The following is a 12,552-nucleotide window of genomic DNA, read 5'->3' as shown; positions in this document are numbered from 1 at the left end:
CGGACACGATGTGCCCGCTGCCATGCGTCATGAAATTGGAGGAATTTGAATGGCAAGTCTGACACTGCGCGAAGTCCAGAAGTCGTTCGGGGAAGTGCCGATCATCCGCGGCGTCGACCTCGACGTCAAAGACGGAGAGTTCTGTGTCTTCGTCGGCCCGTCGGGCTGCGGTAAGTCCACCCTGCTGCGCCTGATCGCCGGCCTCGAAGGCACGACGGACGGCACGGTCAGGATCGGCGATCGCGACGTCACGCGTCTTGCGCCGGCCGAACGCGGCGTTTCCATGGTGTTCCAGTCCTACGCGCTCTACCCGCACATGACGGTGGCCGAGAATATCGGCTTCGGCATGAAGATGGCGAAGATGCCGAAGCCTGAGATCCAGGCACGCACCGAGAAGGCAGCGAAGATGCTGCACCTGACCGACCTGCTGCAGCGTCGTCCGGCCCAGCTTTCGGGCGGCCAGCGCCAGCGCGTCGCGATCGGTCGCGCCATCGTGCGCGAGCCCGACGTCTTCCTGTTCGACGAGCCGCTGTCGAACCTCGACGCCGCCCTGCGCGTGCAGATGCGCATCGAGATTTCCAAGCTGCACAGCGATCTCAAGGCGACGATGATCTACGTCACGCATGATCAGGTCGAAGCCATGACCATGGCTGACAAGATCGTCGTGCTTTCGGCCGGCCGCATCGAGCAGGTCGGCTCGCCGCTGGAGCTCTACCATCGTCCGAACAATCTCTTCGTCGCGACCTTCATCGGCAGCCCGAAGATGAACCTGTTCAATATCAAGGTCTCGGAAGTGACCGGCGGCTCGGCGATCCTTTCGCTCCCCGGCGGTTCGACGCTGGCGATCCCGACGCGCGGCGCCTCCATCACGCCTGGCGAGATGACCCTGGGCGTGCGCCCCGAGCACCTCACCATCGCCCCGACTGAAGCCGGTGGCGTCCCCGCCAAGGTCGTGCTCTCCGAGCATCTGGGCGGCGAGACCATGCTCTATGTCGACGTCGAAGGCGCGGAAACGGTTATCGTCAAGGCTGACGGCCTTGCGCCGCAGCGCGCTGGCGACAATGTCCGGATCATCATCGCGCCCGAGACCTGCCACCTCTTCGACAAGAGCGGCAAGGCGATCGTCAACGGATCGCTCATCTGAGCGAAGACTATCCTGACATGACGGTATCAAGGCCCGGAAACAAGGTTTCCGGGCCTTTTCCATGCGCGTGACGTTGCGGCATTGTTGAAACCGGCGGTAGGAAACTCTAATAAGGTGCCTACAAGCCGAAGCGATCGGCCCGCGGAACTGCCGGCGGGAGGCGCCTCCGGCCGCGAGGGATGCCAAATGCGCTTGACCCAGCAAACCAGCTATTCGATCCGAGTTCTGCTCTATTGCGCCGCCAATATGAAGACGAACAGCCGGATTCGCGACATTGCCGCGACCTACAATATTTCCGAGCTGCACCTCTTCAAGATCATGCACGTCCTGGTAGAAGCGGGCTTCATCGAGACCGTGCGCGGACGCAATGGCGGTATCAAGCTGGCCAAGCCCGCCAATGACATCACCATCGGCGCCGTCGTGCGCGCGACGGAGAGCAATTTTTATCTGACCGATTGCTTCGACACGGCCAACCGCGATTGCCCGCTCGTCGATTCCTGCGGCGTCAACGGCGTGCTGAACGAGGCGCTGCGGGCCTTCTTCGCCGTGCTCGACAGCTACACGATCGCCGACGTCGCGACCGATCGCAACCAGCTTCGCGGCCTGCTCGATATCGGTGCGGAGCCCATCCATCCGCTCGCCGCCGCAGCATCCTTCGGCCCCCGCCTCTCCTGACGGGTCGCTGGCGCATTTTTTAATATTGACTTTCATGGTCAACTTTTCCTAGCTGCGGAAGTTCGCCGCGGTCGCAAGACCGTGGCGCCCTTCTTCCGAGCGAGGTTGATCATGTCGGTTCGGCGCCGCGGTTTCGTACTCCAGTCCGGTCTGTTTTTCCGCCTGTTGCAGGCGACCCTCATCCTGCTGATCGGCCTGACAGCGGGCGCATCCGCCGAGGCACAGGCGCCCGCGATCAAGATCGAGCTGAACGGCGCCGAGGCCAACGCCAAAGCCTGCCGCCTCTCCTTCGTCATCACCAATGACCAGCCGGCGACCATCGACGACATGGCGCTCGAACTGGTGCTCTTCGACAAGACCGGCCGCGTCGACCGCTTCGTCGTCGTGCGCACCGCCAAGATCCCCGCCGGCAAGAATCGCGTCCGCCAGTTCGACATTCCCGAGACCGGATGTGGCGATATCGGCCGCGTGCTGCTCAACGACATCAAGGATTGCAAGGGCGATGGCTTTACGCCAGCGGTCTGCGCCGACCGCATCTCGGCCTCGACACGGGCCGATATCGGCTTCGACAATTGATCGGAGTGTAGACGGCACAAGGACGACATGATGAATATCCGGCGTTCGCCCTTGATCGTGGCCGCAGCCCTGTCGCTGATGGGCCATGGCGCCGTGGTCATGGCGCTGACGCCGGCGCATGATGAGCGTCAACAGGAAGCGGGCAGCGGTGCCGGCAGCGTCGTTGCGGGATCGATCGACGCGATCGTTGGCATGGCGATGCCGATCGACCAGATCATCAGCGCCGACGAGGCATCGACGACGACATCCGAACTGCCGCCCGCCGACACACCGACGGAGATCCAGACGGCCGCACTCGCGCCGGAGATCCCAGCCGCTGACGTCCCGCCCCCCTCGCCTTCCGCCGAGATTTCCCCCGTCCAGCCCGCCGAAACGCCAACCGAGATCGCGGCCGTCAGCCCTTCCATGGTCGAGCCGACGGAGACGGCGCCGGTCGAAACCGAGACCAAGGTCGTCACACCGGCCGAAACAAGCCCGATCGAGCAGGCCGACGTCGCCGCCGCCTCGCCGCTCGAGGAAACACAGGCTGCGCCAATCGACGGCGATCTCGCCGCAGCGTCTCCGACCGAACTCGACAGCGCAGAGCCGACACCCCCGGCTTCGATCGCCGACGCGGCCTCGGAAACCGTCGCGGTTCAGGAGCCAGCTAAGACGGCCGAACTCGCTTCGGCCAAGTCAACCGAGATCGCAGCCGCACTCCCCCCGCCGACCGAGGTCAAGGCGATCGAAGAGCAGCCGGTGGAGAAGCCGCCGGAGGCCAGGAAGGTGGCGAAGCCCGCCAGGCCGAAGGCCGACAAGCAGGACCGCCAGGAGCGGCAGGCCACCACACCAGCGGCGGGCAATGCCGACGCCAACAGCCGCAAGGGCGCCGCGACCGCCACGGAAAACGCGACGGCGCAGGACCAGGGCGCCGGTCGCTCCAACGAGGCGGGCAATGGCTGGTTCGACAAGTCGAACTATAATGGCCGTGTCTATTCCAGGCTCAAGCGCATGATCCGCTATCCGGGGGAGGCGCAGCGCCGGCAGGTGGGCGGCACGGCGCGCGTCGCATTCACCATCGGCGCCAATGGTCAGCTCGGCGGCCTGCGCCTGCTCGCAAGTTCCGGCGATAGCTCTCTCGATGCGGCGGCCCTCGATACGGTGCGCCGCGCGGCGCCCTTCCCGCCCTTGCCACGCAACTCCGGCCTGAACAGCCTTGCGATTTCGGTGCCGCTCCGCTTCAATCCGCGCCGGTGACGCCGGCCGTGCCGACAAGACGAACGGCACGGGCCTGTCGCGGCGTGGAGGATGGCATCATGGAAGCCCGCGACGTTCTGGAGCGGATCGACCTGTTCAAGCAGGTCCTCACGGCACGACAGTTGGACGACCTCGCGGCCAAGAGCCGAATCGTCGAGATGCCGGAAGGCATGGTGCTGATGGCCGAGGGCGATTTCGGCTCGTCCATGTTCGCGATCATATCGGGGGCGCTCGATGTCACCGTCGCGGGCGCGCGGCATGGCAGCCGCGCCGTCGCCCACCTCGGACCTGGCGACATTGTCGGCGAAATGTCGCTGATGACAGGCGCACGGCGCACTGCAACCGTCGTCAGCGCCGAGCCAACCCGTGTGCTCGAAATCACCAAGGTGGCGCTCGAGGGACTGATCACACGCGCGCCGGACCTGCTCGACCAGCTGGGTGTCGTGCTCGCGCAGCGGCGCGCTGAACTCGATCGTATCGCCGACGATGAGCATGCGACGCGCGTGCTAGGCGTCAGGACCGACGAGATCATCCACGCCATGCGGCGCTTCTTCTCACGCGCTGGTTAGGCCAGGCAAGCAGCCTCGCCCTGTCATCAATCCACTTGACGGCCTTGTCGCCTGACAGGCCCATTCAGCGCTGTCATCCGCCGGGCAGGAACCGCATATGCCCGGGCACATGGCAGCGCCTATTGCGGCGCTCCGCCGCCACCATGTCCATCACGGCCAGGACCGTCGCGGCCGGGGCCGTCATGGTCGCGGCCCGGACCGTCTCCATGGCCATGGTGAGGCCACCAGGGGCCGGGGCGCGGCGGGCGATCATGGTGATGATGATGGCCATGCGGCTTGTCGGGCCGGTCCGGCGGTGGCGGATCGGGCGGTGACGGCTGGTCCGGAACCGAAGGTTGATCCGGGACAGACGGCTGATCGGGAATGGAGGGCTGATCCGGAACCGACGGCCGATCCGGCACGGAGGGCTGATCCGGAACCGAGGGCTTGGTCGGCGGCACGTTCCGGTTACGCGCATCGACGCTATTGACGATCTGCTGGCGCGGACTCGGCACGTCGACACGCGATGGGAACGGCAGGAACGAATCGCCGTAGAGCGGATAGGGGACCACCCCGGTCACCTTGATGATCGTGCCGTCCCAGGTCTTGGGTCCCTCGATCCGGCCGCCACCATGGATTTTGATCGACTTGCCGGGCCTGTCCAGCAGGACCTCGCGCCCATCGGGCAACGTCACGATCAGACGTCCCTCGACGAGCACGATCACGGTCTGGTCGAGGCCGACAATCGTGTCGTAGATCGTGCCGCGCACGCCGATCGTGGCGACGGGGGTCTTCAGATGATAGCTGCGTGGATCGGACGAGCCCGAGATGAAACGAAAGATGCCCTTGCCGGCGCTGACGGCAATGTCGTTCTGCGCGCGATCCGGGTTGTAGACGAAGCGATCCAGCCTGACATCGGATCCCGGCCCGACGCTGAGACTGGTCTCATCGAGGAAGAGCAATTGCGCCGACGAATCGGCTCCCGTGCGGACCTGCTGATCGAGCAGCAGCGGATCGCGCACGGCCATCTTCCGGGTCTTGCCACCAACGACGCCGTCGACCTGGTTATGCACGGCGCCGGCCCGCCCGATGGTGCGGTCATCGGCACGTGCGCCGCCGACAACGATCATCACACCCGCCAGAAGGCCGGCGGCAATCGCTCCCGAGGACTTGCCGATTCGCATGCTTTGCTCCCAGACGCCCCAGTGCATATCGTGCCTAATCTTGGCATCATGCCTCCGATAAGCCAAGCAGCCTGCCGGCACGATGCTCTTTCGCAGCGCGACATGCCCGCTTTTTCGGATAGCGTGGCTAAACTGCATCGCCGATGCGCCAAATACCGCGGCGCAACGCGATCGAGTTGCAGGTAACCCGTTCGGAATCTAGTCTTTAATCAATCTGTGCCTGCTGCTCAAAGGAACTCCGCGACGTGACGTCCAAGCGTTGTTCATTCGCGATCGTCGTTCTGGCTGCGCTCTGCGGCACGGCGATGACGCCTGCGCAGGCCGAAACGACGCTCGCCGTCGAACTTGCCAAGTCCTACAAGGCAGTGCTCGCCAATCCGACCGATACAGCCGCGAACCTTGCCTATGCCCGGCTCGCCGAGCAGGCCGGCCAGTTGCGCAAGGCACTCGCCACCTATGAGCGCATCCTGCTCTATGAGCCCGACAATGAGGAAGCGCGCACGGGGCTCTACCGGGTTCGCAGCGAGATCGAGCCGACCAAGACGCTGATCACCGTCAGCGGCGGTGCCGGCTATGAGAGCAATCCGCTTCAGTACAACACCGACTTCCAGGGCGACTTCAAGGCGCTCGCGACGGTCGTGGTCGAGGATGAGCGCAGGCTGGGAGACCAGCGCTGGCGCACTGTGGTGCTCGGCAATGCGGAGTATTTCGCCGACACCTACGAGCTCGACTATGGCTATCTCGGTGCCCAGACGGGCCCGATGATCGAGACCGTCGGCGGCGTCACCATCAACCCGTTCATCGGCGGTGGCGTCTCGTCGCTCGAAAACGACTATTATTTCTCCGAAGGCTTGGTCGGCGCCTCGTTCAAGGGCTATCTCGGCGGCGCCTACCAGACGCTGCGCGTATCGGCCGGCTATCGCAGCTTCAACGATACCGAATTCCCCGATATGTCGGATGGCTTCTTCGCGGATGCGATCGCGCGTATTTCGCGCCCATCGGTGATTACCGACAATGACGTGCTCGTGTTTATCCCGCATGTGCGCTGGAGCGCGGTCGGTGGGGCGGATCTCGGCTTCGGCATCGATACGCTGCAGCCGGGCAAGTTCTTCGAATGGGGCGCCGGCTTCATGTACTACGACGATGTCGTGGACTGGCTAACCCTCGGGATCGGCTTCGACGCACAGCAGACGATCTATGGCAACTACCAGACCATCGACGGCAATGACCGCCAGGACTGGACGCTGACGCCGATCGCCAGCGCCGTGTTCAACAATGCGCTCGGCTACCAGACCGACCTCGCATTGGACTACCGGTTCGACTGGAACCACTCGAACGACGACTATTACGACTACGGCAACCACATCTTCGAAGCCCGCGTCGTCACCCGGTTCTGAGCGGCGCCGCGCGGGCGCCACCTTCACCATGCCGCACCATTGCCGCTATGGGCTGATGATCATCAGCACGGCGACCATGATCAGATAGGTAATCTGGTGCAGGAACTGGTCGGCGCCCATGGCCCACCAATATTGCTTGTCGCGCGGCGTCCAGCCGTAATGACGGCCGATGACGTTCTTGAGCCAGTCGATGTGGTAGTGCGCCAGGAATTCGGCGATCAGGATGACGATGGCCGTCAGGATCGGCACCGGATAGATCAGGAAGACCGCCAGACTGCCGATCGCGTGGATGCCGGCGTGAATGAGGCCACCGGGATGGCCATAAGTGCCTTTGTTCTCGATCTGATTGCTGCTCTGCAGAAAAAAATCGCAGATCAGATGCTTCACCTGCAGCACGGCAAGGGCGGCGAGTGGAGCGAAGGCGGAATAAATCAATCAGACCTCCGTCATGATCGACGCCATTTGCGGGTCGACGAGGTGAAAATCTAGGCTGACCTCAGCCAAATTCCCTGTGATCTCCGTCACACGCCCTCCGTGACGGATTGTGGTAGCCGTGCCGAGATGCCGCTTCGAGTCGCCTGATCCTGCCGCTTTCGCTCGTAATAGCGAGCCAGTGACGCGGGTGCCGATGCCGCCGCCAGAGCCAACGCCGCCTCGGCTTGAAGAGTTCCTTCCGCAGCGATGAAGGCGAGATGCGCCTCGCGCCAGCCCACCGAGGCGTCCTGCGGCGCAGTCGTATAGAGGACGGATTCGCCAGCGCGCCCCCGGAGCTTGACCTGATCGATCGCGACGAGATCGTTCCGCCCCGACGCGCGCGCCGTGGCATCGCCGAGAATGAGGCCCAGGCCGTACTCCTTCGTCAGCCCCTCGAACCGGCTCGCAATATTCACCTCATCGCCAATGGCGGAATAGTCGAACCGGCTGGACGAGCCGAGATTGCCGACGCAGCACGGGCCGGAATTGATGCCGATGCCGATCCGGACCTCGCCCATGGTGCGTCCAGAGGCGGCTGCCTCCCGCTGCCAGGCCTCGTTCAGCCTCGGCATCACCGCCAGCATCGCCTCGGCTGCTTCAATGGCATGGCGGGCGTGATCGGGATCGTCGAGTGGCGCATTCCAGAACGCCATGACGGCGTCGCCCATATATTTGTCGATCGTGCCGCGATGGGCGAGGATAATGTCGGTCAGCGGTGTCAGCAGCGAATTGATGAAGCGCGTCAGTTCGGTCGCGTTCATGCCTTCGGCGATGGTCGTGAAGCTGCGGACATCGCAGAACAGGATCGAGAGCTCACGAATCTCGCCGCCAAGTTCCAGTCGCCCCGGATCGGCGATGATCTCGTCGACGACAGCCGGCGACACATAGTGCTGGAAGGCGAGCCTTATGCCCGCGCGCGCGCGTTCGGCCTCGCGATAGGTGTAGAGCGCGGCCCCCACCGTAAGCAGGATCAGCACCAGAGCGGGATAGAGCGGATCAAACAGGAGGCCGGCCCTGTCGAAGGTGAAGAAGCCGCCGGCCAGCATGCCGCCGATCAGGACGAAGCCGGTCACGGCGCCGATCGAAGCGGAGAGCCGCGGGATGATCACGGCGAGCACGAGGCCGAGCGCCACCATGACGACCATTTCGAGACCGATGGCATAATCCGGCCGCGTCAGCGAGCGCCCGGAGAGAATGTGCTCGATGACCTGCGCATGGATCTCGACGCCGGGAACGGCTTCGTCGATCGGTGTCGCGCGCAGGTCGAGCAGCCCGGCAGCCGACGTGCCGACCAGCGCGATCCGGCCGGCGATCGCATCAGGCAAGGCCGTGCCATCCAGCACGCTCTTGGCTGAAATGAAGCTGCCGGGATCGCTCGGCCGAAAGCGCAGCCAGAGCGCCCCGGTCTGGTCGGTCGGCACGACGACATCGCCGATCCGCACATGGTTGAGCCCGGTCGAGCGGCCAAAGGCGTCCTCGCCATTCGAATTCGAGGCCTTCAGCACATAACTGCCGGCCTGCTGCGCCACGCGCAGCGCCTCGGCGGCGAGCGAAGGCACATACTGGTCGCCGATCCGGAAGACGAGCGGCACGCGGCGCACGATCTGGTCGCGATCAGGGATCCAGTTGATCGACCCGACGCCCTGTGCGGCGTCCTCAATCACGGGCACGTTGGACACCGCGCCGGTAAACGCCGTCACGAAGCGGCTCGGATCGTCGCCGGCGACGGCAAAGCCCGCCTTCATCGGCGGTATGTCCTGGCTGCTACGCGACAGCGACAGGCCGAGCACGGACGGCGTCTCGGCAAGAGCGGCGGCAAACTGGCGGTCATTGGTCGCCGCCGGATCGATCGAGCTAGCAACGAGATCAGCCTGGGCGGCCGGCAGATGCTTGATCACCTCCTCCGGCGAGTTCTGGTCCGGCTCGGAAAAGAGCACGTCAAAGGCGATGGCCGCGGCACCGTCGGCCGCAAGGCGCCGCGCGAGTTCGGCGAGCCGCGTCCGCGGCCACGGCCATTGGCCGATGGCGCGCAGCGAATCCTCGTCGACGTCGATCACGACAACCGGCCGTTCGGCCTCCGACGGCGCCTCGGCCGGCGCAATGCGCTGATAGGCGTCGAAGCCGAGATAGCGCAGTGCCTGAACGGGAAAGGGGTCAGCGAAGCGCAGCATGACGGCCCCGGCCAGGAAGGCCGCGACCGCCAGATAGTAAAGTAATCGCCTTGGCACCGTCCTGCGCCCGCCCCGATCGTGCCTTTCGCCGACGATAACCGACGCGAGGCGCAAAGCGAACCGAAAGAAGAGCCTTCCGCCATGCGGAAATGGCGCGAGATCAGACCGCCTCGCCACTCGGCGGCGCCATCGCGCCGGTCATGATCGCCACCGCATCCGACATGGAATGGCGCTTGGGATCGATCACGGCGATGCGCTTGCCGAGCCTGTGAATATGGATGCGGTCGGCAACCTCGAAGACATGCGGCATGTTGTGGCTGATCAGCACGATCGGCAGGCCGCGCGCCTTGAGCCTCTGCATCAGCTCCAGCACCTTGCGCGATTCCTTCACGCCAAGCGCCGCCGTGGGCTCGTCCATGATCACGACCCGACTGCCGAAGGCGGCCGCGCGTGCAACCGCGACGCCCTGGCGCTGGCCGCCGGAGAGGGTCTCGACCGGCTGGTTGATGTTCTGGATCGTCAGCAGGCCGAGTTCGGACAGCTTCTGGCGTGCCTCGCGCTGCATGTAGCCGCGATCGAGCGTGCGGAAGATCTTGCCGACCCATCCCTCGCGCCGCTTCTCGCGGCCCAGGAAGATGTTGTCGGCGATCGAGAGCGCGGGGGAGACGGCGAGGTTCTGGTAGACCGTCTCGATGCCGCGATTGCGCGCCTCGATCGGGCTCTTGAAGGCGACCGGCTGCCCGTTCAGCCGGATCTCGCCGAAATCGGGAATGACCGCGCCGGTCAGCGCCTTGATAAGCGTCGACTTGCCGGCGCCATTGTCGCCGATGACCGCGAGGATCTCGTTCGGCATCAGGTCGAAATCGGCGTTGTCGAGCGCCACGACGCGGCCATAGCGCTTGTTGAGGCCACGGGCCTGGAGGACGGGTTCAACACTCATGCTGAAATCTTCCTGATCCACTGGTCAATGGTGACGGCGACGATGATCAGCACGCCGACGGCGAAATCCTGCCAGAGCAGTTCGAGACCGGAGAGCGCGAGGCCGTTGCGGAAGACACCCACGATCAGCGCGCCGATCAGCGTGCCGACGATCGAGCCGCGCCCGCCGAAGAGGCTCGTTCCGCCAATCACCACGGCGGTGATCGAATCGAGATTGGCGGTCTGCCCGGCCTGCGGACTGACGCCGCCGATACGGCCGATCAGCACCCAGGCGGCGATGGCGCAGATAAAGCCAGCGAGCGCATAGACGCCGATCAATGTCCGGTCGGTGTTGATGCCGGCGAGCCGCGCCGCGTCGGGATCATCGCCGGAGGCGTAGACATGGCGACCAAAGGCCGTCTTGTTTAGCACGTACCAGACGATGAGCGCCACCACGAGCATGACCAGCGAGCCATAGGTCAACACCCAGCCCTTCAGGAAGGTCCAGTCGAGCCCGAGTGTCTGTGCGAAGAAATTGTACGGCTTGATGATCGTTCCGGTCCATTGCAGGAAGGGCGCACTCGCCTCCATGTCCTGCTGGCGGATGGTCTCGCTCTGCGAATACCAGACATTGAGCGCGCCGAAGATGCTCCATGTGCCGAGCGTCACGATGAAGGGCGGCAGGCGCAGTTTGGTGACGATGACGCCGTTGAGCGCGCCGCAGGCGATGCCGACGATGAGGCCGAGCGGAAAGGCGATCAGAACCGGCACGCCGTAGACGACGGCCGTTCGCCCCATCACCACCGAGCAGAGGATCATGATCGCGCCGACCGAAAGGTCGATGCCGGCCGTCAGGATGACCAGCGTCTGCGCGATGCCGAGGATCGCGATGATCGTGACCTGTTGCAGGATCAGCGAGAAATTGAACGGCGCCAGGAACTTGCCGGGCGCGGCAACCGAGAAGATCACGACGCCGAGCAGCAACACGATGAAGGGAATGCTGGTCGGATAGCGGTGCAGGAAGCTCTGCGCGCGCCAGACGAGGCCGTTATTCGTGTCCTCGAAGCTCGCAATGGTCTGATCGGCACCTTGCAGACCGCGCTCGGCCGCAGCCGAATCCGATGCGTTGTCACTCATTAGGCTGTCCTCCCCGACGCCTCATCGTGAGGGTGCCGAAGCACCCCCACGCGTTTACGACGATTTCCGCCATTGGGCGGCGCAGATCGATCAGCCCCAGCAGAGCTTGAGGCCTTCGTCGACCGAGATCGACGGCACGCCGTCGACCGGCTTCGCGGTGATCAACTGGGCGCCCGTATCGAGGAACCCGACCGCCGGATCGATCGCCGGGATCTTGCCGGCATGGATCGCCTCGAGCGCCATGGCCGCCATCTTCAGCGGATATTGCTGGCTGGTGGCGCCGATGACGCCGGCCTGCACGTTCTTGACGCCCGGGCAGCCGCCGTCGATCGACACGATCAGCACGCTGCCATCATCCTTGCCGACCGCCTTCAACGCTTCCCACGCGCCGGCGGCTGCCGGCTCGTTGATCGTGTAGACGACATTCACCTCAGGACATTTCTGCAGCGCGTTCTCCATTGCCGTGCGGCCCTTCTCCTGGTCGCCCTGGCTGATTTCGTGATCGCAGATGCGCGGATCGCTCTCATCGCCGATCTTGTTCGGGTCCTTCACGTCGATGCCGAAGCCCTGCATGAAGCCCTGGTCGCGCAGGAAATCGACGGTCGGCTGGTTGGTCGCCAGATCGAGGAAGACGACCTTGGCATCAGCGGCCTTGTCGCCAAGCGTGCCCTTGGCCCATTCGCCGATCAGCATGCCGGCCTTGCGATTATCGGTCGCGAAGGTCGCGTCGGCGGCGTTCATGGGATCGAGGGGCGTATCGAGCACGATGACCATCAGCCCGGCATCGCGCGCCTTCTTGATCGTCGGCACGATGGCCTTCGAATCTGAGGGAACGATCGCGAAGCCCTTGGCGCCGGCAGCGATCAGGTTCTCGATCGCGGCAACCTGGCCGTCATTGTCGCCGTCATATTTGCCTGCCGCGGTGATCAGCGTGATGCCGAGTTCCTTGGCCTTGGCTTGCGCGCCCTCGCGCATCTTGACGAAGAAGGGGTTGGTTTCCGTCTTGGTGATCAGGCCGATCGTCTCGTCGGCGAGCACCGGCAAGGCCGACAGCGCGAGAATGCTGCCGGCGAGCAGAAGCTTCTTCAGCAT

At 64.5% G+C, this 12,552-nt stretch carries 12 protein-coding genes; 6 read left to right on the top strand and 6 right to left on the bottom strand.

Features of this window, described 5'->3' with window-relative positions; all coding sequences use genetic code 11:
- Positions 1-49 precede the first annotated feature (49 nt).
- The 5 genes from QO014_RS22890 to QO014_RS22870 all read left to right on the top strand — a co-directional run bounded on the left by QO014_RS22890 (position 50) and on the right by QO014_RS22870 (position 4,200).
- Entirely contained in the window at positions 50-1,144 is a 1,095-nt protein-coding gene (locus QO014_RS22890) for an ABC transporter ATP-binding protein (protein WP_266351075.1), read from the top strand.
- Positions 1,145-1,330: 186 nt separating this feature from the next.
- The gene (rirA, locus tag QO014_RS22885; protein ID WP_266351074.1) at positions 1,331-1,819 is read left to right on the top strand and encodes an iron-responsive transcriptional regulator RirA; all 489 of its coding nucleotides are present in this window, start codon (positions 1,331-1,333) and stop codon (positions 1,817-1,819) included.
- Between the two features lie 111 nt (positions 1,820-1,930).
- Positions 1,931-2,395 carry a hypothetical protein gene (locus QO014_RS22880; protein ID WP_266351073.1) on the top strand — a complete coding sequence of 155 codons (465 nt, stop codon included), beginning with the start codon at positions 1,931-1,933 and terminating at the stop codon, positions 2,393-2,395.
- 27 nt (positions 2,396-2,422) lie between these two features.
- The gene (locus tag QO014_RS22875) at positions 2,423-3,631 is read left to right on the top strand and encodes an energy transducer TonB family protein (protein ID WP_266351072.1); all 1,209 of its coding nucleotides are present in this window, start codon (positions 2,423-2,425) and stop codon (positions 3,629-3,631) included.
- 59 nt (positions 3,632-3,690) lie between these two features.
- Positions 3,691-4,200: a cyclic nucleotide-binding domain-containing protein gene (locus QO014_RS22870; protein ID WP_266351071.1), complete on the top strand. Its 510-nt coding sequence runs from the start codon at positions 3,691-3,693 to the stop codon at positions 4,198-4,200.
- A 119-nt stretch (positions 4,201-4,319) separates the two neighbouring features.
- Here QO014_RS22870 and QO014_RS22865 read toward each other — a convergent pair whose 3' ends face one another.
- Positions 4,320-5,363 (bottom strand): FecR family protein, encoded by a 1,044-nt coding sequence (locus QO014_RS22865; protein ID WP_266351070.1) that lies wholly within the window; start codon positions 5,361-5,363, stop codon positions 4,320-4,322.
- A 245-nt stretch (positions 5,364-5,608) separates the two neighbouring features.
- Between QO014_RS22865 and QO014_RS22860 the strand changes: the two genes are divergently transcribed.
- A complete protein-coding gene (locus QO014_RS22860; protein ID WP_266351069.1) occupies positions 5,609-6,760 on the top strand; it encodes a tetratricopeptide repeat protein in 1,152 nt (383 codons plus the stop codon).
- 45 nt (positions 6,761-6,805) lie between these two features.
- Here the strand turns inward: QO014_RS22860 and QO014_RS22855 are convergent, their stop codons facing one another.
- The 5 genes from QO014_RS22855 to QO014_RS22835 all read right to left on the bottom strand — a co-directional run bounded on the left by QO014_RS22855 (position 6,806) and on the right by QO014_RS22835 (position 12,552).
- The gene (locus tag QO014_RS22855) at positions 6,806-7,195 is read right to left on the bottom strand and encodes a DUF3307 domain-containing protein (RefSeq protein WP_266351068.1); all 390 of its coding nucleotides are present in this window, start codon (positions 7,193-7,195) and stop codon (positions 6,806-6,808) included.
- Positions 7,196-7,281: 86 nt separating this feature from the next.
- The gene (locus tag QO014_RS22850; RefSeq protein WP_266351067.1) at positions 7,282-9,405 is read right to left on the bottom strand and encodes a CHASE2 domain-containing protein; all 2,124 of its coding nucleotides are present in this window, start codon (positions 9,403-9,405) and stop codon (positions 7,282-7,284) included.
- 160 nt (positions 9,406-9,565) lie between these two features.
- Positions 9,566-10,345, bottom strand: a complete 780-nt coding sequence (locus QO014_RS22845) for an ATP-binding cassette domain-containing protein (protein ID WP_266351066.1) — start codon at positions 10,343-10,345, stop codon at positions 9,566-9,568.
- Positions 10,342-11,460, bottom strand: a complete 1,119-nt coding sequence (locus tag QO014_RS22840; protein WP_266351065.1) for an ABC transporter permease — start codon at positions 11,458-11,460, stop codon at positions 10,342-10,344. The genes QO014_RS22845 and QO014_RS22840 overlap by 4 nt, the downstream gene beginning before the upstream one ends.
- A gap of 90 nt (positions 11,461-11,550) precedes the next feature.
- Complete coding sequence (locus tag QO014_RS22835) at positions 11,551-12,552, bottom strand: sugar ABC transporter substrate-binding protein (RefSeq protein ID WP_266351064.1); 1,002 nt, start codon at positions 12,550-12,552, stop codon at positions 11,551-11,553.

It is taken from the genome of Kaistia dalseonensis (assembly GCF_030814715.1).
GTDB lineage: Bacteria > Pseudomonadota > Alphaproteobacteria > Rhizobiales > Kaistiaceae > Kaistia > Kaistia dalseonensis.
The sequence above is the reverse complement of the archived record's forward strand: the minus strand, read 5'-3'. Positions and strand labels throughout refer to the sequence as shown.

Bases quoted from the DNA above. Each gene is read 5' to 3' on its own strand.
- QO014_RS22875 (WP_266351072.1), top strand. From the start codon at position 2,423: ATGATGAATATCCGGCGTTCGCCCTTGATCGTGGCCGCAGCCCTGTCG.
- QO014_RS22870 (WP_266351071.1), top strand. From the start codon at position 3,691: ATGGAAGCCCGCGACGTTCTGGAGCGGATCGACCTGTTCAAGCAGGTC.
- QO014_RS22880 (WP_266351073.1), top strand. From the start codon at position 1,931: ATGTCGGTTCGGCGCCGCGGTTTCGTACTCCAGTCCGGTCTGTTTTTC.
- QO014_RS22865 (WP_266351070.1), bottom strand. From the start codon at position 5,363: ATGCGAATCGGCAAGTCCTCGGGAGCGATTGCCGCCGGCCTTCTGGCG.
- QO014_RS22890 (WP_266351075.1), top strand. From the start codon at position 50: ATGGCAAGTCTGACACTGCGCGAAGTCCAGAAGTCGTTCGGGGAAGTG.
- rirA (WP_266351074.1), top strand. From the start codon at position 1,331: ATGCGCTTGACCCAGCAAACCAGCTATTCGATCCGAGTTCTGCTCTAT.
- QO014_RS22835 (WP_266351064.1), bottom strand. From the start codon at position 12,552: ATGCTGAAGAAGCTTCTGCTCGCCGGCAGCATTCTCGCGCTGTCGGCC.
- QO014_RS22840 (WP_266351065.1), bottom strand. From the start codon at position 11,460: ATGAGTGACAACGCATCGGATTCGGCTGCGGCCGAGCGCGGTCTGCAA.
- QO014_RS22850 (WP_266351067.1), bottom strand. From the start codon at position 9,405: ATGCTGCGCTTCGCTGACCCCTTTCCCGTTCAGGCACTGCGCTATCTC.
- QO014_RS22845 (WP_266351066.1), bottom strand. From the start codon at position 10,345: ATGAGTGTTGAACCCGTCCTCCAGGCCCGTGGCCTCAACAAGCGCTAT.